The sequence below is a fragment of the Rhodanobacter koreensis genome, from assembly GCF_054782855.1.
The window spans coordinates 290,939-311,679 of the sequence record NZ_BAAGRR010000001.1; the positions used below are offsets into that span (position 1 = coordinate 290,939).

Genomic DNA, 20,741 nt, shown 5'->3' on the forward strand with positions numbered 1-20,741 from the left:
GGTGCGGCGTAGGCTGACCGCTGGTCAGGAGGAATACACGTGGACTTCGCCGCCTCGGAACGTACGCAGGCTCTAGTCGAACGCCTCTCCGCCTTCATGCGCGATGAGGTGGTTCCAGCCGAACGGATCTACGCCGCGCAACTGAGCGGCAGCAGCGACCATCGCCAGTGGCGGCAGCCAGCCGTGATGGAAACCTTGAAGGCAAAGGCACGCGCCGCCGGACTGTGGAACCTGTTCCTGCCCGACACCGAACACGGCGCCGGGCTCAGCCATGTGGACTACGCACCACTGGCCGAGATCATGGGGCACTCCTTCATCGCGCCCGAAGTGTTCAACTGCAGCGCGCCCGACAGCGGCAACATGGAAGTGCTGCATCGCTATGGCGCGCCGGAACAGCAGCAGCGCTGGCTGCAACCGCTGCTTGCCGGCCAGATTCGCTCGGCCTTCGGCATGACCGAACCCGACGTGGCCTCCTCCGACGCCACCAACATGCAGGCCACCGCCACCATCGAGGGCGACCAAGTCGTGTTGAACGGCCGCAAGTGGTGGACTACTGGCGCCGGGCATCCGCATTGCCGCTTCGTGATCTTCATGGGGCTGAGCGATCCACACGCCGAACCGCACCGCCGTCACAGCATGGTGATCTGCCCGCTCGACAGTCCGGGCGTCAGCATCGAGCGCATGCTGCCGGTGTTCCATCACTTCGACGAACCCAGCGGTCATGGCGAATTGAGCTTCACCGATGTGAGGCTATCGGTGGAAAACGTGATCCTCGGTGCCGGCCGCGGCTTCGAGATCGCCCAGGGTCGACTCGGGCCCGGGCGCGTGCACCACTGCATGCGCGCGATCGGCGCGGCGGAACGCGCGCTGGCCCTGCTGTGCGCTCGCGCCCGTTCGCGCGTCGCGTTCGGCAAGCCGTTGTCCGAACTGGGCGGCAATCCGGACATCATCGCCAACCTGCGCATGGCGATCGAGCAGGCACGTCTGCTGACGCTGAAAACCGCCTGGACATTGGACACGCACGGCACCAAGGCTGCGCTGAGCCTGATCTCGCAGATCAAGGTGGTGGTGCCGGCCGTGGCCCAGCAGGCTGCCGATGCGGCCATCCAGATCCACGGCGGCGCTGGTCTGTCCGACGATTTCCCATTAGCACAGCTGTATGCGTATGCACGTGTGCTGCGCTTGGCCGATGGGCCGGACGAAGTTCATCGTGGCGTGATCGCACGGTTGGAGTTGAAGGCGCAAGGCGCACCGGAGCCGGCGCGATGACCACGCCGCTGGATCAACCGCGTGCGGTGCGTGGCGAAGATGCCCTCGATCTGCCACGTGTCGATGCATTTTTGCAGCAACACATCACGGGACTCGAAGGCACGCCGACGCTCGCGCAGTTTCCCGGTGGCGCCTCCAACCTTACCTATCTGATTACCTACGGCAATCGCGAACTGGTGCTGCGCCGGCCGCCGGCCGGCGCCAAGGCGAAATCCGCGCACGACATGCTGCGCGAGGCGCAGGTGATGGCGGCGTTGAAGCCGCACTATCCGTACGTGCCGGCGATCCTCGCCAGCTGCGACGACGCATCAGTAATCGGCCACGACTTCTATGTGATGGAGCGGCTGCGCGGCACCATCCTGCGCCGCGAGCTGCCGCCCGAGCTGGGTCTCGATGCGGAGGGCGTGCGTCAACTCTGTCAGGGCTTCATCGACCGCCTGATCGAACTGCATCAGGTCGATGCCTCGCTGCCCGAGCTACAGCACATCGGCAAGGGTGAGGGCTATATCGCGAGGCAGGTCGCTGGCTGGAGTGATCGCTGGCAGAAGTCGCTCACCGAGGACACCGATGCCTGCGCCGATGTCCTCGCGTGGCTGGCGGCGAAACAGCCGGCACACGACAACGCCAGCTGCGTGATCCACAACGACTACCGCTTCGACAACGTGGTGCTCGATCCCGACCATCCACTCGACATCATCGGCGTGCTGGACTGGGAGATGGCCACCATCGGCGATCCGCTGATGGATCTGGGCGGCTCGCTGGCGTACTGGGTGCAGGCCGACGACGATGCCACGTTCCAGTCGTTCCGCCGCCAGCCCACGCATGTGCCCGGCATGCCGACGCGGCGCGAGGTGATCGATTACTACGGCCAGCGCAGCGGTCTGCACGTGGGCAACTTCGATTTCTACGAAGTGTTCGGACTGTTCCGGCTGATGGTGATCATCCAGCAGATCTACCGTCGTTTCGTGCTGGGCCAGACCAGCAACCCGCAGTTCGCCGGCTTCGGCCAGGCGGCAAGCTACATGGGCGGACGCTGCCGCCGCATCATCGGTCGCTCGACGCTGTGAGCGCACGCAGCCTGCTGCTGATACGTCATGGTCAGGCCAGCTTCGGCGCCGAGGACTACGATCGGTTGTCGCCGCTTGGCGAGGAACAGTCGCAACTATTGGGCTCGTGGCTGGCAACGTGCGGATCGCCACCAGACCTCATCGCGATCGGCCCGCGCAAGCGACATCGGCGCACGGCCGAGCTCTGTCTCGAAGCCGCCGGCATCGACCTCGCGCCATTGACGCTGGATGGCCTGGACGAAGTCGATCACCACGAACTGCTTGCGCGACTTCGCCCCGACCTGAATGGACCCGGCGCACTGCGCGCCGAATTGAAGCAGGCACCCGATCCACACCGCGCGTTCCAGCGACTGTTCGCCGATGCCGTCGCGCGCTGGGTCGACGGTGCGCACGATGCCGAATACCAACTCACCTGGCCGGCCTTTCGCAGCAACGTAATGGGCGCACTGCAGGCACTGACCGAGCATCCTGCACGCACGATCTGGGCGTTCACTTCCGGCGGCCCAATCGCCGTGCTCGCCAACACGCTGTTCGACGCACCGCTGGCACAGACCTTCAAACTCAGCTGGCCGTTGGTGAACACCGGCCTCACACGGCTGCGACTCGGTCAACGCGGCGCGACGCTGATTACCTATAACGCGTGGCCGCATCTGGAACGTGCGGACGACGCAGCACTAGTGACGCTTCGATGACTCATTTTTGGCACCCTCCGAAAGTTTCACCCCGTCATGCCAGCGAAGGCTGGCATCCAGTGACTTTCCCGCGATATCCAAAGACGCCGGATCCCTGCGTTTGCAGGGATGACGGCAAAGAAAGCGATAGCACCCAACACTCTTGAGCGACCCATCATGACCACACCCACCACGTTCGACCTCTCCGGCAAGATCGCCATCGTCACCGGTGCCAGCCGCGGCATCGGCGCCGAAATTGCGAAACTGCTGGCCGCGCACGGCGCGCATACGATCGTCTCCAGCCGGCGCGAGGCCGACTGCCAGCTTGTGGTCGACGAGATCGTCGCGGCGGGCGGATCAGCCGAGGCATTCGCCTGTCATATCGGTGAATTGGTGCAAATCGAGGCACTCTTCGCGCACGTGACGCAACGCCACGGCCGGCTCGACATCCTGGTCAACAACGCGGCCACCAATCCCTACTTCGGCAGCATCCTCGATACCGATCCGGGTATCTTCCAGAAGACCGTCGACGTCAACATCCGCGGCTACTTCTACATGTCAACGCATGGCGCGAAGCTGATGGCCGCCAACGGCGGCGGCACGATCGTCAACGTGGCTTCGGTCAACGGCGTGGTACCGGGCTTCCAGCAGGGCATCTACTCGATCACCAAGGCCGCAGTGATCTCGATGACCAAGGCATTCGCCGTGGAATGCGCCGCATCCGGCGTGCGCTGCAATGCGCTGCTGCCGGGACTGACCGACACCAAGTTCGCCTCGGTGCTGGTGAATACGCCGACCATCCTCAAGCAGGCGCTGGCGCATGTGCCGATGCGCCGCGTGGCGCAGCCTTCGGAGATGGCCGGCGCCGTGCTCTATCTCGCCTCCGATGCGTCGTCGTACACCACGGGCGCGGTGCTGAACGTCGATGGTGGCTACCTCTGTGTCTGATCTGACCCATATCGCAAGGAACAAGCCATGACCGAACCTTCCGCACAGCGCGTCGCCGGCAAGCGCGCCTTCGTTACCGGCGCGGCCGGTGGTCTCGGCGCCGCGATTGCGCGCATGCTTGCGCGTCACGGCGCGCATGTCTTTCTGACTGATATCGACGAAGCCGGTGTGCGCGCCGTGGCGGACGAGATCAACCACGAACGTGGCCGGCAAGTCGCCTGGTCCGCCGCGCAGGACGTGCGCGACGAAGAACGCTGGCATACGCTGCTCGCCGAGGCGAGCGCAGCCATGGGCGGCCTTTCCGTGCTGGTCAACAATGCCGGCATCGGTTCGCTTGGCACGGTGGAACAGATCGAGCTGAAGGAGTGGCGCCGTGTGATGAGCGTCAACGTGGAAAGCATCATGCTCGGCTGCAAGCATGCGCTGCCGCATATGCGTGCACATCAGCCCGCATCGATCGTCAACATCTCCTCGCTGGCCGCGTTCAAGGTCGGCCCCGATTACACCGCCTACAACACCTCCAAGGCCGCGGTGGCGATGCTCACGAAATCGGTCGCGATCGACTGCACCCGGCAGAAGGTCGACGTGCGCTGCAACTCGATCCACCCGGCCTTCATCCGCACCGGCATCGTGGCGCCGTTCTTCGACGCACTGGGCGAGGAGGAAGCCACCCGCAAGCTCACCCACGGCATTCCCATGCACCGCCTCGGCGAGCCGGACGATGTCGCCTATGCCGTGTTGTACCTGGCCTCCGACGAAAGCCGCTACGTCACCGCCGCCGAAATGGTGATCGACGGCGGCGCCTGCGCCGTATAGTCGAACCCACCCACTCCCCTTCCCGCATCACGGTGAATCCCATGTCCTACGTCAATCGCCAGCTGCGCCTGAAGACCCGCCCCGAAGGCCTGGTCAAGCGCGAGAACTTCGACCTGGTCGAACAGCCCGTGCCCGAACTGAAGGACGGCGAGGTGCTGCTGCGCGTGCTGTACCTGTCGATGGATCCCACCAACCGCGTGTGGATGCGCGACATCCCGCAATACCTGCCGCCCGTGGCGATCGGCGAAGTGATGCGCGCGCTCGGCCTCGGCCGCGTGGTGCAGTCACGCTCGACGCAATACAAGGAAGGCGACCTGGTGCAAGGCATCACCGGTTGGCAGGACTACCTGGTCCTGCACGACAGCGCCAAGGGCTACGTGCGCCTGCCTGCCGATCCCGGCATCCCGCTACCCACCCTGCTCGGCGCCTGCGGCATGAGTGGCGTCACCGCCTACTACGGCCTCACCGACATCGCCCCGGTGCAGCCCGGCGAAACCCTGGTGGTCTCCGCCGCCGCCGGCTCGGTCGGCTCCATCGCCGGCCAGATCGGCAAGATCCACGGCGCCCGCGTGGTCGGCATCGCCGGCGGTGCCGACAAGTGCCGTTATCTTACCGACGAACTCGGCTTCGACGCCGCCGTCGACTACAAGGCCGAAGACTTCAAGCAACAACTCAAGGCCGCCACCCCCGACGGCGTCCACGTCAACTTCGAGAACGTCGGCGGCGACGTGATGCGCGCGGTGCTCTCACGCATGGTCATCGGCGGCCGCGTCGCCCTGTGCGGCCTGATCTCCGGCTACAACAGCGCCGAACGCCCCAGCGACGACTACGGCGTGTTCGTGATGAAGCGCCTCAGCATGCGCGGGTTTCTGATCCTCGATTACACGAAGACGCGCGAAGCGGTGCAGGCGCTGGGTGGGTGGATTCGCGAAGGGAAGTTGAAGGCGGAGGAGACGGTGGCAGAAGGGTTGGAGAATGCGCCCGAGGTGCTCAATCGGTTGTTTGATGGAAGTCATCGGGGGAAGCTGGTGTTGCGGGTGGACTCGCAGGCGTAAGGGGTTATTGTTGTGTAATCTCCGCTATCGATCCGTAGCGGACAGTGCTCGCAGGTATTGTCTTGGCAGGCCGTGTCAATTCACTGTAGTAAGGGGAGAGGTGGCTTGAAAACGCCAGACGAATTCGCTCAATTGATGAGCGAAAAGAATCCGAATCTAAATAAACGGCCCGAAGGGGCATTCGTGGTTTCGCCCGTTAAACGAAAAGAGCCTGTTAATCTTTTTTGGCCACGGGTGGGCAATTTCGAAGAAGCCGTCAAGGCTTCAGACATGGGCTTCGCGGCAGCTATATTGATCGCGGCAGTTAACGCGATCATCGCTACGGCGAGCCTCATAGGGCACACAACGATATTAGGGATCGGCCCGGGCGCGTATGTGGATGCCGCGGTTTTTGCCATCGTTGCGTACGGTATCCGTCTTAGGTCCAGCACAGCAGCTGTCGTCGGGCTGGGGCTCTTCGCGGTAGAAAAGATCTGCCAATTCGCCATTCAGCCTAAGTCCTTGCTAGGTCTTAGTACGACTATATTTCTGCTGTGCGCTTTTATTAGCGGTGTTCGGGGCACGTTTGCTTACCACCGCTTAGCGCCAGAGAATGCTGCAAAAGGCGAGTCTCTCATGGTGCTTGGGGTGAATTTGCGCAAACCCTTGGCAATTTGGGTTACAGCTTTGCTGAGCGCACTGATCCTATGGAAAACGACCCTAGGCTGGATACACACTTTTGAGACGCTTTACAGTGCGACCCCCGGCGCCTCAACCGTCGCAGGGGGCGACCTTCTTTCATACGTGCTTAGAGTTGCATCGCTCGCGCTATCGGCGATGACCCTGTATGCAATCGTGCGAAAGCCGGGTTGGGGCCATATGGTATGTGCATTGTTCTCGGTGGCTTTTGTTGCAATCGTTGTGATTGCTTTCTTTCACCAGAATCTGCCTGTCACATTTGCGGCCCGGGTAGCAACTTGTGCGCTGATCTGCGCGCCTTTGGCGCTTTTTTTAAATGCAGTATGTCTCGGTAGGACAAGCAAGGCTTATTTCGAGAACGCTGCGATCGATCCGAAGCATGCTGATCAGAGCTGACGTCTGGCCCTTATCTTCTCGGTTTTGCCAAGCTGTTGCATCGACCGGTTGAACCCGCCACCCCAAGCAGACGTTCCCAGATATCGTTTCGGCTTATTCGCGAGCGACGTTGAAGCAAGAGCTTTCGTGCTCCTTCGGCGCCCGAGTTACTTTCTCTTTGCGTGGCCAAAGAGAAAGCTAACCAAAGAGAAAGGCCACCCCGCTTGGCGCTTGCCGGATCAAGTCCGGGACAGGCTCTGCCCTGACGAAAGGGAGTCGACATCCTTGTCGACCCCGCCTCACCGCCGCGCAGGGGCCCCAGTAGAGCAGCGGGCCATCGTGGCCCGCACTATTCAAAAGAGCGAGGTCAACAGCCAGAGCCAGAACAACAGCAGAACAACGTTTTGCTTGGCCTTAAGCTTTCGGAATGCTCTGAACTAAGTCTTTGCCCGTCATTCCAGCGAACGCTGGAATCCAGCGTCTTCAAGTTCCTTCCAACGGCACTGGATCCCAGCTTTCGCTGGGATGACGAGCCATTCAGGCCATCCTTTGCTGTTGCTTCCGAGCTTTTCACTGAGTACGGACCAGGATGGCCCGCTGCTCTACCGGGGACCCCTCTGAAGCGGCGGCCGGGTGGAGGAAAGCTCGCAGGGTGGTTCGCATGGATGCGAACCAGTTTGGCGTCAGCACAGAGCCTGTCCCGGACTTGATCCGGGAATGCCCTGTCGACAAACCCCGTAACCCGACCGCGAACCTTGCGAGCATGGATGCCCGCAAGGCGCGTAAGCGGGGTGGCCTTCTCTTTTGGTTACTTTTCTCTTGGCCACGCAAGAGAAAAGTAACTCGGTCGCCGAAGGCGATCGATCGCTTTGCACCTGAGCCTCGCATCGAGGCAGATCGAGCAAGCGAGAGAAAGTGACTCGCCCTCCGCAGGCGCACGAAAGCCCTGCTTCAAAAAAGCCAGCGACCGAAACCACCAACACATTCATCCACTCCGCAACCGCAACAACAAACCGAAATATCGACAAGTCACCCGCGACCCATTTGCAGCGACCATCGCGCACAGAAAAGTCCGCAATGTGTGCAAGCCATAACGCGATCCACAGTACAATTTTCACTTCAAGGTGAGCGCCCGGCACTCATCATCCCCATCATCACTCTCACCTTGTCCTTCAGACATTGCATGACTGAACCCGTCGCCACCGACCCCTATCCCTTTCTTGGCCGTGGATCCAGAACCGGCGAACTGATTCGGGCCTACGACTGGCAGAAAACCTCCCTGGGCAAGCTTGGCCAATGGCCCGAGTGCCTGCGGGCAGCGGTGTCACTGATCCTGCGCAGCGATGTACCGATGACCATCCAGTGGGGACCCGAGGGTTACATGCTCTACAACGATGCGTACCGTGAAATCGCCGGCTCCCGTCACCCCGGGCTGCTGGGCCAGACGATCCACGACAGCTGGTCGGAGATAGCCGACTTCAGGGCACAGGTAGTGAGCCATGTGCTCAAGGGAAACACCATCAACTACTGCAATGAACATTTCGTTTTGTTGCGCAATGGCGAGCCCGAGGACATCTGGCTCGACATCAACTACAGCCCCATCGTCAATGAAACCGGGACGCCCGTCGGGGTGTTCGCGATCGTCAAGAACACCACCAAGCAATTTCAATCCGAAGAGCGCCTTCGGATTGCCCAGGAAGCCGGCGGCGTGGGCATATTCGAGTTGTATCCGGATTCCGGCCGTCTTGAGGTTTCCGATCAATATCGACGCATCTGGGGGCTTGGCGCCGATGTTGTCGTCACGGTTGAACTGCTGGCCAGCCTCGTACACCCGGATGACCGACGTGCGGTAGGGCATCAACGCACCGGCATGGCCGATCGACTCGCTTATGCAGAGTACCGGCGCATTGACCCCGTCACGGGCGAAATCCGGTGGATCGCTCGCCAGGGCGAAGTCATTTCCGCCAAAGGTGTCGCCAAGCGTTATGTCGGTATCGTGATGGATATTACCGATCGGAAAAAATCCGAAGCGGCCCTGGCTGAAAGCGAGGCACGATGGCGCCATCTGGTCGAGCAGATGGATATCAAGGAGATCCGGCATCGCAATGTCCGCGCGCTCGTCAAGGAGCTCGAACACCATGCGGGCCGCGACGGAAAGCGCACCGGAGGCCTGACCATGCTGGCCGGGATGCTCGGCAAGTCAGCTGCGCAGGTCAGCCGATTCGCATCCGAAAAACCCTCCACGCATATCGGCGACCGGATTGCCCGCGAAATCGAGGAAGCTTTCGAAAAAGAACGTGGATGGATGGACCATGTGCAGTGGGGCGCCAACGCGGATGACGTCAAGTCTGCTCACACCCGTTGATATCTGACCTGAGACGCGCGCAAGCCGCTTGCGGCTTGCGACAGTCACAGCCACAGTCTCACACCGTGTGACGGCGACAGGTGAAAAAACCATTGAATGTCAGTCGCCCGGACGACGGATCCGTGCTGAGCTTTTCGGGGCTGGCAATGTCTCCGGAATGAAGCAGGCTGCCGTCGTAGAAGATCATGCGGTTCCATCGCGCCGGTACGCTGCCGATTTGCGTGAAATAGCTGTTCGATGCATGGATATAGCCCGGCTGAATCCCGTAGCGCCGAGTGAAGGCTTCGCCGGACAAAGCAGTCGAATCGGCGAACAGTCGTGAAGTTTCGGCAGGCGAACCGGTGGGCTCATAGAAACTCGTGCCACCCAGGCCTTGATCCTTGAACAGATACAACACCGAAGCCTGGATGCTGAACACACGATCGAGATTGAAATTGTCGCTGTGACACATCCATTGACAGGGTCGCAGTGCCTCCGGTGGCAGAGTCACCATCGACAGCCGGCAGTGCATCTGCAGCAGCCGACGAGCGTCGAACAGGCTGCGCATCCGATGGATAAAGAACTCCCTCAACGCATCGTTGACCGGCGCCGGTGCCAACAGGTAGTTGCCTGGATAAGCACTGAAGTCGATGCGACGAAACGCGTCGCCGCGCGCCGCGGCCCATGCAACGAATCGTTCCGGCTCCAGCAGCACATCGTCGGCGACATAACACGTGCTGCCGTTCGCCAGCGGCACCCGATCGATCCGGGCCTGTGGATTGAACACCTGGATGGGTTGCGTCTCCATGGGATTCGCCGCCGGTAATACACGCCTGGGGATCACCAGACCAGACTCGGTCCAGCCTCACACCTTGTCGCCGCGATGACGACCTGACTCCAACTTTATATCGGCTTCCGGCCCGTGGTTGGCTTGTGTGCCTGATCAGCCGTGCTGCCATCTCGGGCAGCCTGCTTTTGCCCGAAGGCCCAGATGCAATCCGGCGCGGGAAATGACTGTTCCTCGCGCCGGATTGCATGAAGACCTAGGCCATCTTCAGCGCAGAATCGCCGCCGGATCCTGCTTCGTCTTCAACGCACTGCACAGCCGGATCGATTCACCGGTCTGCGCCAGGCCACGCTCGATGCCTGCCGCATCGGTCAGACGCGGCTTGAAGAAAGCCTGCAGGCGATCGGCTTCCGCCTGCGAACAGCCACCACCGGCGGCCAGTCGCGGCAGGAAGCCTCCCGCGAAACTGCCGGTGCGCGCCAGGATCTGCGGGTAGTGCGCAGTGAACCACTGCCACATCGCATCGCGCTGGGCTGTCGTGTCGCGGCCGCTCATCAGCAGCATCGCCATCTCGCCGACCTTGACCTGCTTGTCCAGGGCGAAGTTGCGTACCTGTTCGGTCAGCGCCGGATCCTCCACGCTGGACAGGCCGCCGAGGATGCCGTTGCGCAACGCCGCGTCACTGGTCTTCGGCAGTTCGGCGATCAGCGCATCTACAGCGGGCTTGCCCTGCTCCTGCACCGCGATGCCGAGCGCGTCGCCGAGCAGATCCGGATCGGCCGCGGCCAGATCCAGACGGCCATCCGCCTTCGGCTTCAGTGCCGCCTCACCCTGCTTGAGCAGGGCAGCACGCACTTCGGGCAGCTTGAAGTCGAACGCCAGGCTGCTGGCGAGCGTGCTGCGCAGCAACGAGTTGTCCTCGGATTCGCCAGCCTTGCGCTGGTAGCCGAGCTGTTCGAGGCGCGGCAGGTAGGCGTCCTTCACCCACGCGGCCACGCGTGCGCGCTGCGCATCGGTGGTGGCTTCGTACTGGTAGATCCAGCCGAGCTGGGTGAGTGGCGCAGTGGCGACCTCGCGGATCTTCGAGCCGGTCAGCGGCTTCAACGCGGCCAGCACATCGCCAGCATCCAGATCGCCGTGGCGGAAACCGGCATTGATCGCGTCGGCATAAGCCAGCTGCTCCGCATCGCTGAGCTTGCCAGCCTCACGAGTCAGGCTGGCCAGCTCCTGCCTGCCCAGGCTGAAGCGGTAGTAGCCGCCGGCATTCGCATTCGGCATCACCCAGGTCGGGTTGCTGGCACCGGCCAGCACCATCGAGCCGGTCGCCTTGTCGAGCATCTCGCAGCTGACCTTGCTGGACGGCGCTCCATCTTTGCCAATGGCGGCCGTGCCATAGCGCACGCATACCGGCACGCCCCAGATGCGCTGCACATCGCCGGTGCTGCCGAGCGGCAGGTAACGGCTCTGACTCAGCTGCAGCACGGTCTTGCCATTCTTCTGTTCCAGCTTCGTCTGCACATATGGCACGCCGGACTGGTCGAGGAAACTGTTGAATGCGTGCTTGAACGCCTCACCCTTGCCTGCGGCGGCGGCGATCGCACCCACCAGGTCATCGGCGGTGGCATTGCCGAACTTGTGCTGCTGGATATACGCGCGCATGCCCTTCTGGAAGGTCTTCTCGCCGACATAGTTCTCGAACATGCCGATGACGCTGGCGCCCTTCTGGTAGGTAATGCCATCGAACGCGGTCATGATGTCGCCGTTGCCGGTGATCGGTTGGCGTATGCTCCGCGCGCTGACCAGGCTGTCATTCGTCATCGCACCCTGTGCATTGTGTACGCGGTCGAGATCGGCGCGGTATTCCGGATGCACCTCCATCGTCACCTTCTGCTGCATCCAGGTGGCGAAGGCCTCGTTGAGCCAGATGTCGTTCCACCACGCCAGCGTCACCGTGTCGCCGGTCCACTGGTGCGCCAGCTCATGCGCGGTGACGTTGAACGAACCACGTACGTTGCGCGCCGGGGAATCCTTGTCGAGCAGCAGCAGCCAGTCGCGGAACGTCACCAGTCCGGCATTCTCCATCGCGCCGGCGGAGAAGTCCGGCGCGGCGAGCACGTCGAGCTTGTCCCACGGATAGCCGAAGCCGTAGTAATTCTCCAGCGCATGGATGATGCTCGGCGTTTCGCCCAGCACATGCTGCATGCGATGCGCCTCGCCGGCGGCCGCAATGCCGCGCAACGGCAGCGGCTTCGAGCGGTAGGCATCAGGCGAGATGTCCGGCGCCGTGGCAATGCTCCACGGGCCGACACCGAAGGCGACCAGATAGGTCGGCAGCGGCAGCGTCTGCGCGAAGGTCAGCGTCTTCCAGCCCTTGCCAGCCGGAACTTCCTTCACCTGCTGCGTGTTGGCCACCGCGACCTGGCTGTCGGGAATGGTCAGGCTGATGTCGAACGGTGTCTTGAAGCCGGGCTCGTCGAAACCCGGAAAGGCGAAGCGCGCGCTGATCGGCTCCATCTGCGTCATCGCATACGGTTGCCCCTTGGCACTGACCTTATACAGGCCCTGCAGCTGCGCATTGAGCGGCGCGGTGTACTCGAAGCTCAGGGTCAGCTGCTGCGGCTGCAGCGTGCTGCCGAAATCGACCCGTACCACGCCTGCCTTCGGATCCACCGCGACATACTTGCCCGCGTGTACCTTGCCGGCCGCATCGGTAATGGCCACCTTCGACACTTTCAGCTCGCTGCCATCCAGCCACAGATGGTCGGAAGCCTGGGTCAGCTTCACCTTGATCGTGGTGGTGCCGGAGAAATCCTGTTGCGCCGGGTCGACTTTGAACGCGAGCTGGTACGACTGCGGCACGGCCCAGCGCGGCAAACGGCCCTGCGGCGCCTGTTCGGTGCCGGCGGCAAACGCGGCAGCACAGCAGGCCGCAAGCGCGGTCAGCAGAAGAGGACAAACGAAACGACGCATGGGCTTTCCCTGGGCAAATGGAGAACACCCACGCTAAGGCGCGCCATGACTTTCGACCCAGTGCCATAAGACATGGCCGCTCCGCGCCTGAAACCTCGAGAACCTGCTTCTCGATCATCATCCCGGTGAATGACACCATGGCGAGGCTCTTCACGATTCCCACCTAGCGCTGGCGACATGCAGGCTCGAAAAAAAAACCGGCGGTGAAGCGAACTTCACCGCCGGTGGGCAACCTGCGCGTCAGCGGGGGAGGGAGGGGCTCCTGACGCGCAGATACAGCAAGTCGGTTGCTCGGGACGGGCCGTCCTGGACGATGCCGACGCAACAAAGATAGAACTCCCACTTGCATCGTTCAAATTGATTGTTACCATCGCAGCCATAGGTTGAATCTATTGCTTCAGTGAGGCGTGCGATGAACCTGCGGGACCTCCAGTACCTGGTGGCGCTGGCCGAGCATCGGCACTTCGGCCGCGCCGCGGATGCGTGCTTCGTCAGCCAGCCGACCCTGTCCACCCAGATCAAGAAGCTGGAGGACGAGCTCGGCGTGCCACTGGTCGAGCGTACCCCGCGCAAGGTGCTGCTCACCGATGTCGGTCGCGACATCGCCATCCGCGCGCGCGACGTGCTCAACGAGATCGAGCAGATCCGTGGCGTGGCCCGGCGCACGCTCGATCCGGAATCCGGCACGGTGCGGCTGGGGATCTTCCCGACACTCGGCCCGTACCTGCTGCCGCATGTGCTGCCGCTGGTGCGCGCCACGTTCCCGCGGCTGGAGCTGCTGCTGGTCGAGGAGAAGACCGAGGTGGTGCTGCGCATGTTGCGCGAGGGTAAGCTGGATGCCGGCATCCTCGCCCTGCCCTTGCATGAAGACAGCCTGCATACCGAGTTCCTGTTCGAGGAACCGTTCCTGCTGGCGGTCTCGGGCGAGCACCCGCTGGCACACAAGCAGGGCCTGCTGAAGCTGGCCGACCTGTCCAACCAGAACCTGCTGCTGCTGGAGGACGGCCACTGCCTGCGCGACCAGGCGCTCGAGGTCTGCCACATGGTGGGCGCCGGCGAGCACAGCGGCTTCCGCGCCACCAGCCTGGAGACGTTGCGGCAGATGGTGGCGGCGAACGTCGGCATCACCCTGTTGCCGGTCACCGCGGTGAAGCCGCCGGTGGCACCGGTGGAAAACCTGCATCTGATCGAGTTCAAGGGGCACCCGCCGAGCCGGCGCATCGCCATGGTCTGGCGCAAGAGCTCGGCCATGGCTGGATTCCTGCTGCGGCTGGCGGCAATCTTCCAGCGCTTGCCGTCCGACCTGCTCGATGCGCATACCGCCGCCACACCACTGGCTACGGAAGCCACACCCATAGGGAAACGTCGCGCCGCGCGCCGATAGCCGCCGGCTATCCGTTCCATCGAGACAATCAATTTCATCCCCTGCCCGCCGGGCGCTACGCTCGACCGGTCACGACCGCAAGGCCGACTCGTATTTCCCTCCCAGCCACACGCCACGAGGTGATGTCATGAGTAACCTGAAAGGCTCGAAGACCGAGCAGAACCTGAAAGACGCCTTTGCCGGCGAATCGATGGCCAACCGCCGCTACCTCTACTTCGCCGGCAAGGCGGACGTGGAAGGATTCAACGATGTCTCCGCGGTGTTCCGCTCCACCGCCGAAGGCGAGACCGGCCATGCTCACGGCCACCTTGAATACCTGGAAAACGTGGGCGACCCCGCCACCGGCCTGCCGTTCGGCGAGACCCACCTGAACCTGAAGAGCGCCATCGCCGGCGAGACCCACGAGTACACCGACATGTACCCGGGCATGGCCAAGTCGGCGCGCGACGAAGGCTTCGACGAGATCGCCGACTGGTTCGAGACCCTGGCCAAGGCCGAGCGCTCGCACGCCAACCGCTTCACCAAGGCGCTGGGCGAGCTGGGTTAAGGAACCGCTGAACAAGCCGTCATCCCGGCGGAAGCTGGGATCCAGCGACTCGGCAAATTCTCAAAGACGCTGGATTCCGGCATTCACCGGAATGACGGATTGGGGACATGACGCTCCCTGATCCAACCCCATTGAGCCTGCGGGTAGACAACGATGGTCGAGCCGATTAGCGATACGCGCGAAGGCAATCTGGAGGCGCCGACCCGGCATCCGCTGGACTGGCTCAACCCCGAATTCATGGATCAGCAGGCGCTGGACGCGGAGCTGGAACGCGTATTCAACATCTGCCACGGTTGCCGCCGCTGCGTCAGCCTGTGCCACGCCTTCCCCACCCTGTTCGACCTGATCGACGAATCGAAGACGATGGAGATCGACGGCGTCGACAAGGCCGACTATGCCAAGGTCACCGAGCAGTGCTACCTGTGCGACCTGTGCTACCAGACCAAGTGCCCGTACACACCGCCGCATCCGTGGAACGTGGATTTCCCGCACCTGATGCTGCGTGCCAAGGCGGTGTCGTTCCAGCGTGACGGCGCGCCGATATCGGCGAAGATCCTGTCCAACACCCGCGCGGTCGGCAAGCTCGCCTCGATCCCGGTGGTGGTGCAGGTGATCAATGCCGCCAATCGCAACCCGGGCGCGCGCAAGCTGCTGGAAAAAACCATGGGCGTCGATGCCGACGCGCGCGTGCCCGAGTACCACACGCCGCCCGCGCGCAAGCGCCTGCGCGATCTCGACGGCAGCGGCACGGCGACGCCCGCCGGCCGCACGCGCGGCAAGCTAGCCATCTTCGCCACCTGCTACTGCGACCATTCCGACCCGGTGGTGGTCGAGGATCTCGCTGCGGTGCTGACGCACAATGCGATCCCGACGAAACTGGTCGAGCAGGAAAGCTGCTGCGGGATGCCCAAGCTCGAACTGGGCGATCTGCAGACGGTGAAGAAATACAAGGAACGCAACATCCCGGTGCTGGCGAAGATGGCGCGCGAAGGCTGGGACTTCACCGCGGCGATCCCTTCCTGCGTGCTGATGTTCAAGCAGGAACTGCCGTTGATGTTCCCCGACGATGCCGATGTGGCGCTGGTGCGCGAGCGTTTCTTCGATCCGTTCGAATACCTCGCCGAGCGCCACAAGGCCGGCCTGCTGCAGACTAACTTCAAGCAGTCGCTGGGCAAGGTCGCCTGGCAGGTGCCGTGCCACCAGCGTGTGCAAAAGATCGGCCCGAAGACCCGCGACATCCTGCAACTGGTACCGGACACCGAAGTCGTCACGATCGAACGCTGCTCCGGCCACGACGGCACCTATGGCGTGAAGCATGCGACCTATGCGCTCTCCCGCAAACTGGCCAAACCCGTGGAAAGTCGCGTGCAACAAGCCGAAGCCGACCACTTCACCAGCGACTGCCCGATGGCCGGCGGCCACATCGCCCACGGCCTCGACGACAAGCCGGCCGCGGAGCATCCGCTGAGTCTGTTGCGCAAGGCGTACGGCATTTGAGGAGCGCATCCCGCCGCCATTGATCTCCGTGCTCGTCATTCCCGCGAAGGCGGGAATCGCAATTGCCTTTACTCCGTAGACAACCATGGATGGCCAGCTTCGCTGCCATGAAGCGATTCCCGCCTTCGCGGGAATGACGACAAAATAAGGCACTCACACATCACACCGACACCATCCTGGACACAGCATGCAAAAGCTGACCCGCACCGACCTGCTCACCCTCGAAGCCTATGCGCAACAACGCGACGAGTTCCGTGCCCGCGTCATGGCACACAAGAAGAAGCGCACGGTGCATATCGGCGAGCACCTCACGCTGATCTTCGAGGATCGCCTGAGCGTGCAATACCAGGTACAGGAAATGCTGCGCATCGAACGCATCTTCGAGGCTGCCGGCATCCAGGATGAACTCGATGCCTACAATCCGCTGATCCCCAATGGCCGCAATCTCAAGGCCACCATGCTGATCGAGTACGATGACGTCGAGCAGCGCAAGCGAGAACTGGTTCGCCTGCGCAACATCGAGCACACCATCATGCTGACCGTGCACGGGCACGCGCCGGTCACGGCGATCGCCGACGAGGACATGGAACGCAGCAATGACGAAAAAACCGCCGCCGTGCACTTCCTGCGCTTCGAGCTCGACGCGGCGATGATCGCGAACTGGAACGCCGGCGCACCGGTCACGCTGGCCTCGACCCTGCCCGCGATGCCGGTCGAAGCGACCCTCACGCCCGAACAGCGCTGCATGCTGGCGGCAGACTTCACCCGCTGATCTACCTCCGCCTCTCCCGCAGAGACACCACGCTGAGGCATCATGGATCACCGAAGGCATGGTGCCCTTCCGGGGACGGGTAACCAGCATGCGCAGACTCCTGATCGCCGCCGTCCTGCTGCTGGCCGTGCTGGGCGGACTGTCGCACTGGCACCGTCGCGCCCTGCATCCGGCGCCCGGCGTGCTGGCACCGGATGCACCCGAGCAGATCGACATCGACGACGGGGCGAAGCTGCAACGAGGCGACGTGACGCTGACCACCCGCGCGCGCTTCACCCTCACCGCGCGCGTGCTGTCACGCAAGGACTACTCCTGGGGCGACGATGCCAAACTGATCCCCGAGGACCTCGCACTCGGCTGGGGCCGCATGTCCGACAGCGCCGTTCTGGCCAGTATCGACATCACGCAGTCCGACCGCTTCTACTACTGGCATGTGAAGCAGTTTCCGATCCCGCGCCGCGAAATCGAAACCTCCAGCGCCAACATGCACATGATCCCCGCCGATGCCGGCGTACTGCACGAACTCAGGGAAGTACGTGCGGGCGAAGTCGTGCATATCGAAGGCTTCCTGGTCGACGCCAGCCGCCCTGGTGGCTGGCACTGGAACACCTCGATGACCCGCGACGATGTCGGCGCGGGAGCGTGCGAGCTGGTCTATGTGGAGAGCCTGCAACAGGCGATGCCACGCTGACTCGACGAGGGCAGTTGCCAGCCCCGCCTACGTTTGTCCTAGCCAATACGGGATATTCCCGCCGACACCCGGCTGCTGCAGCATGATTCTGCGGCACTTGCCTGCGGCGGCATGACGGATCGACGAGAGTTGGACCTCGTGAACCGGCATCTCGATGTACTCGCGTTCGATCCACGTTCCGAGTAAAAGCCTGCACAAAGCGAATGCATACGCGTCAATGTCTCGACAGGGGAACAGAGATGAATGCGACAGTCGCCGAAGCCAACGGGTTACGGGCCGAGAGCCGATACTTTTACGTGTGGATGGCAGGCGCGTTTGTTCTGGTCGCCTTTGGCGGCTTCGTACCGACCTACTGGGCGCCCGTGGTGGCCGGTACCTTCCACGCGCCGCCGATCATTCACATCCACGGCATGCTGATGTTTACCTGGACCTGCTTTTATTTCGTCCAGACCGCACTGGTGGCTTCAGGGCGCACGATCGACCATCGCTCCTGGGGGTTGGCCGGTATCGCGCTGTTCAGCGTCATTGCGTGCGCCATCCTGGTCGGCGAAATGGCCGTGATCAAGCGCGACGAGGCCGCCGGCATGGGCGATGCCGCGCGCCGCTTCGCCGCTGTCACGTTATGCGCATGGCCCTTGATGGTCGGCCTGTTTGCCCTGGCGATCGTCAACATTCGGCGTCCGCAGGTGCACAAGCGCCTGATGACGCTGCTGATGGCCGCAATGATGACTCCAGCCATCGCACGCGTGTTTCTGACGATGCTCGCTCCCTCCGGTGCTGCAACAGGTGGTCCACCGCCGCCCTTTGTGTCGATACCGCCTGGACTGGTTGCCGATCTCTTCATCGTCGTCGCCATCGCGTTTGATTGGCGCACACGCGGACGGCCTCATCCGGTTTATCTCTATGGCGGTGCAGCCGTCGTTGCCCAGCAGATACTTGCCGTTCTATTTGCGGCCACGCCGACCTGGATGCGCATCGCCAGGGCTTTCGAGAGCCTTGCCGGATAACTCCTGCTCCATGGGCGACCTCTGTTGATGCCGTGCGGCTATCTGACTTGCCGCGCCATTCGCGCCTGCCTGAAGCGACTGCACCGCGTGAATCGAAACGCGTTACGCCATCTCGCCGACATATGAGGCCGACGCGCCCGGCTCTTCCGACGAAGCGTGCGATGTCATGCGCGTCCGCAGGTGCTCGGCAAGCCGCAGGCTCAAGGCGACGATGGTAAGTGTCGGAAACGCCCAGCCACCGGTCGGAAAGACCGAGCTGCCCGCGACATGCAGGTTGTCGATGCCATGCACGCGGCAGTGACGATCGACGACGCCTTGCCGCGGGTCATCGGACATCCGCGTCGTCCCCAGGTGATGGGCGGTGCCGCGTACCTGCGGCACTGCACTGTCGTCGCTCCCAAGCCACGGCTCGGGCTGGAACCGGCCGCCGCACGCGCGCGCGAGTTCCGTGCCGAACAAGGTCGCAGCGGCACGGTATGTATGCCGGTCGAGCGCGGTGAGCCGCCAGTCGACACAGACCTTGCGCTGGCCCAGAGCATCACGCTCGGTTCCCAGCGTGACCCGGCTGTCGGGATTGGGCGCCTGCTCGAAATAGCCGATCAGGTCGACGTGGGTGCTCTTCACCGCAGGCTGGTCAGCCAGCTTGCGCACATATGCCCTGGCGACATCCCCCACACCCAAACTCAGGCGCAGGGCCAGCCGGCCGATTCCGGCCGGGGCTGCGCCAGCATCATCCGGATTGACGCGAGTCCCGTTCTTCAGCGCGGCGCAAAGCCGCTCCTCCAGCGCCGAACTTTCGTCCTGTCTGGGCGGACGAAGCGCGGCGCGCAGCTCGCGCAAGGCACGTATCCCCTTCGGGATCGGACCTTCCACGGCGACCGGGCGGACGCGTCCATTCAACAATCCGTATGCCCTCAGCGCTTCGTCCGACAGGCCGATCTCCGGGAACGAGGGTGCGACGCCCTTGCCACCGGTGCGGTCATAGGGACGCGTGACTCTATCCGGGACATCCGTGAAAAGCGTACCGAGCTTGCCGGTGGGATGGTCCATGAAGTAACGCCCGACCAGGTCATGGTCATTGCCCAGTCCGTGTCGCGCCACGGAGTCCGACGACAACAACAGCCGCGCATTCTCGATGCCGCCACAGGCAAGCACGTAGTGCCGCGCGCGCACCACGCCCTGCCGCCCACCAAGTGACCCGATGCGCGCCTGCCGCACGGAAGCGCCGGAAGGACTGGCTTCGAGCTCGAGCAGATTGGCATGCAGCAGGACCGTGATGTTCGGTGCCTGCTCCAGCTCGGACCGATACGCCGCGCCGAACAGGATCGGACTGCGCACAAAAATCTGGTTGACCAGTTTGCTGGCGTCGAAGGAAACCGGTGGACGCGCTGGCGGAGTGAGGAACGAACCATCCACGAAACCGTGGGTTTCGATCTGGCAAAACGCCTGTGCGCGAACGTAGTACGGCTCAAGCTCGGCATACGAGAGCGGCCAGCCGCTGTGCGGGACCCAGTCACGCTCTGCCAGATCCGAGCTGCTCAGTGGAATGCAGCCACCACCCCAGAGATTGCAGCTGCCTCCGAATGCCCGCAGTCGGGAGATGCCCGCATCGAACTCCGGGGATCCGATGGAGGTGCCTTCGTAGAGAGCCTGGCTACTCTCCTCGCCGGCCAGTCCACCGCTTTCGATCACGCATACGCTCACCGCGGTGCCGATGAACGTCCGGGCCATGGCGATTCCTGCGGGGCCCGCTCCGATGATGCAGAGATCCGTCTCGACATCGGTCGGAGCGGTCCCGTCAAGGTAGTCGATCGTCATTCACCCTCCCCCGAAGCGCCTCATGTACATGCCCCAAGTCGCACC

At 63.0% G+C, this 20,741-nt stretch carries 17 protein-coding genes; 14 read left to right on the forward strand and 3 right to left on the reverse strand.

The features are described 5' to 3' along the window. Positions 1–39: 39 nt before the first annotated feature. The 8 genes from ACYVKM_RS01250 (at position 40) to ACYVKM_RS01285 (ending at position 9,244) form a co-directional block, all read left to right on the forward strand. Entirely contained in the window at positions 40–1,269 is a 1,230-nt protein-coding gene (locus ACYVKM_RS01250) for an acyl-CoA dehydrogenase family protein (RefSeq protein WP_460875173.1), read from the forward strand. Next, the gene (locus tag ACYVKM_RS01255) at positions 1,266–2,336 is read left to right on the forward strand and encodes a phosphotransferase family protein (RefSeq protein ID WP_460875174.1); all 1,071 of its coding nucleotides are present in this window, start codon (positions 1,266–1,268) and stop codon (positions 2,334–2,336) included. The genes ACYVKM_RS01250 and ACYVKM_RS01255 overlap by 4 nt, the downstream gene beginning before the upstream one ends. Next, positions 2,333–3,028, forward strand: a complete 696-nt coding sequence (locus tag ACYVKM_RS01260; RefSeq protein WP_460875175.1) for a histidine phosphatase family protein — start codon at positions 2,333–2,335, stop codon at positions 3,026–3,028. The genes ACYVKM_RS01255 and ACYVKM_RS01260 overlap by 4 nt, the downstream gene beginning before the upstream one ends. Before the next feature lie 156 nt (positions 3,029–3,184). Next, positions 3,185–3,955, forward strand: coding sequence for an SDR family oxidoreductase (locus tag ACYVKM_RS01265; protein WP_460875176.1), 771 nt, complete (start codon positions 3,185–3,187; stop codon positions 3,953–3,955). Between the two features lie 27 nt (positions 3,956–3,982). Beyond that, complete coding sequence (locus tag ACYVKM_RS01270; protein ID WP_460875177.1) at positions 3,983–4,771, forward strand: SDR family oxidoreductase; 789 nt, start codon at positions 3,983–3,985, stop codon at positions 4,769–4,771. 41 nt (positions 4,772–4,812) lie between these two features. Continuing rightward, on the forward strand, positions 4,813–5,826 hold the full coding sequence (locus tag ACYVKM_RS01275) for an NADP-dependent oxidoreductase (RefSeq protein WP_460875178.1): 1,014 nt from the start codon (positions 4,813–4,815) through the stop codon (positions 5,824–5,826). 105 nt (positions 5,827–5,931) lie between these two features. Then, positions 5,932–6,900 carry a hypothetical protein gene (locus ACYVKM_RS01280; RefSeq protein WP_460875179.1) on the forward strand — a complete coding sequence of 323 codons (969 nt, stop codon included), beginning with the start codon at positions 5,932–5,934 and terminating at the stop codon, positions 6,898–6,900. Between the two features lie 1,162 nt (positions 6,901–8,062). Then, positions 8,063–9,244 (forward strand): PAS domain-containing protein, encoded by a 1,182-nt coding sequence (locus ACYVKM_RS01285; protein WP_460875180.1) that lies wholly within the window; start codon positions 8,063–8,065, stop codon positions 9,242–9,244. Positions 9,245–9,302: 58 nt separating this feature from the next. Here ACYVKM_RS01285 and ACYVKM_RS01290 read toward each other — a convergent pair whose 3' ends face one another. Continuing rightward, positions 9,303–10,031, reverse strand: coding sequence for a DUF6445 family protein (locus ACYVKM_RS01290; protein ID WP_460875181.1), 729 nt, complete (start codon positions 10,029–10,031; stop codon positions 9,303–9,305). Positions 10,032–10,277: 246 nt separating this feature from the next. Then, entirely contained in the window at positions 10,278–12,980 is a 2,703-nt protein-coding gene (locus ACYVKM_RS01295) for a M1 family metallopeptidase (protein WP_460875182.1), read from the reverse strand. Between the two features lie 412 nt (positions 12,981–13,392). Between ACYVKM_RS01295 and ACYVKM_RS01300 the strand changes: the two genes are divergently transcribed. The 6 genes from ACYVKM_RS01300 (at position 13,393) to ACYVKM_RS01325 (ending at position 18,878) form a co-directional block, all read left to right on the forward strand. Continuing rightward, positions 13,393–14,364 carry a LysR substrate-binding domain-containing protein gene (locus ACYVKM_RS01300; protein ID WP_460875183.1) on the forward strand — a complete coding sequence of 324 codons (972 nt, stop codon included), beginning with the start codon at positions 13,393–13,395 and terminating at the stop codon, positions 14,362–14,364. 127 nt (positions 14,365–14,491) lie between these two features. Continuing rightward, positions 14,492–14,911: a rubrerythrin family protein gene (locus tag ACYVKM_RS01305; protein WP_460875184.1), complete on the forward strand. Its 420-nt coding sequence runs from the start codon at positions 14,492–14,494 to the stop codon at positions 14,909–14,911. 153 nt (positions 14,912–15,064) lie between these two features. Continuing rightward, positions 15,065–16,408 (forward strand): (Fe-S)-binding protein, encoded by a 1,344-nt coding sequence (locus tag ACYVKM_RS01310; RefSeq protein ID WP_460875185.1) that lies wholly within the window; start codon positions 15,065–15,067, stop codon positions 16,406–16,408. 187 nt (positions 16,409–16,595) lie between these two features. Beyond that, entirely contained in the window at positions 16,596–17,180 is a 585-nt protein-coding gene (locus tag ACYVKM_RS01315; protein WP_460875186.1) for a DUF3501 family protein, read from the forward strand. Between the two features lie 88 nt (positions 17,181–17,268). Next, a complete protein-coding gene (locus tag ACYVKM_RS01320) occupies positions 17,269–17,871 on the forward strand; it encodes a hypothetical protein (RefSeq protein WP_460875187.1) in 603 nt (200 codons plus the stop codon). A gap of 239 nt (positions 17,872–18,110) precedes the next feature. Then, a complete protein-coding gene (locus ACYVKM_RS01325; RefSeq protein ID WP_460875188.1) occupies positions 18,111–18,878 on the forward strand; it encodes a hypothetical protein in 768 nt (255 codons plus the stop codon). 102 nt (positions 18,879–18,980) lie between these two features. On the opposite strand, the gene ACYVKM_RS01330 is transcribed toward ACYVKM_RS01325, so the two are convergent. After that, positions 18,981–20,696 carry a GMC oxidoreductase gene (locus tag ACYVKM_RS01330; RefSeq protein ID WP_460875189.1) on the reverse strand — a complete coding sequence of 572 codons (1,716 nt, stop codon included), beginning with the start codon at positions 20,694–20,696 and terminating at the stop codon, positions 18,981–18,983. Positions 20,697–20,741: the final 45 nt, after the last annotated feature.

Coding starts and splice junctions, on each gene's coding strand:
- ACYVKM_RS01285 (WP_460875180.1), top strand. CDS start 8,063: ATGACTGAACCCGTCGCCACCGACCCCTATCCCTTTCTTGGCCGTGGA.
- ACYVKM_RS01275 (WP_460875178.1), top strand. CDS start 4,813: ATGTCCTACGTCAATCGCCAGCTGCGCCTGAAGACCCGCCCCGAAGGC.
- ACYVKM_RS01300 (WP_460875183.1), top strand. CDS start 13,393: ATGAACCTGCGGGACCTCCAGTACCTGGTGGCGCTGGCCGAGCATCGG.
- ACYVKM_RS01295 (WP_460875182.1), bottom strand. CDS start 12,980: ATGCGTCGTTTCGTTTGTCCTCTTCTGCTGACCGCGCTTGCGGCCTGC.
- ACYVKM_RS01290 (WP_460875181.1), bottom strand. CDS start 10,031: ATGGAGACGCAACCCATCCAGGTGTTCAATCCACAGGCCCGGATCGAT.
- ACYVKM_RS01325 (WP_460875188.1), top strand. CDS start 18,111: ATGAATGCGACAGTCGCCGAAGCCAACGGGTTACGGGCCGAGAGCCGA.
- ACYVKM_RS01330 (WP_460875189.1), bottom strand. CDS start 20,696: ATGACGATCGACTACCTTGACGGGACCGCTCCGACCGATGTCGAGACG.
- ACYVKM_RS01310 (WP_460875185.1), top strand. CDS start 15,065: ATGGTCGAGCCGATTAGCGATACGCGCGAAGGCAATCTGGAGGCGCCG.
- ACYVKM_RS01305 (WP_460875184.1), top strand. CDS start 14,492: ATGAGTAACCTGAAAGGCTCGAAGACCGAGCAGAACCTGAAAGACGCC.
- ACYVKM_RS01320 (WP_460875187.1), top strand. CDS start 17,269: ATGCGCAGACTCCTGATCGCCGCCGTCCTGCTGCTGGCCGTGCTGGGC.
- ACYVKM_RS01270 (WP_460875177.1), top strand. CDS start 3,983: ATGACCGAACCTTCCGCACAGCGCGTCGCCGGCAAGCGCGCCTTCGTT.
- ACYVKM_RS01265 (WP_460875176.1), top strand. CDS start 3,185: ATGACCACACCCACCACGTTCGACCTCTCCGGCAAGATCGCCATCGTC.
- ACYVKM_RS01255 (WP_460875174.1), top strand. CDS start 1,266: ATGACCACGCCGCTGGATCAACCGCGTGCGGTGCGTGGCGAAGATGCC.
- ACYVKM_RS01315 (WP_460875186.1), top strand. CDS start 16,596: ATGCAAAAGCTGACCCGCACCGACCTGCTCACCCTCGAAGCCTATGCG.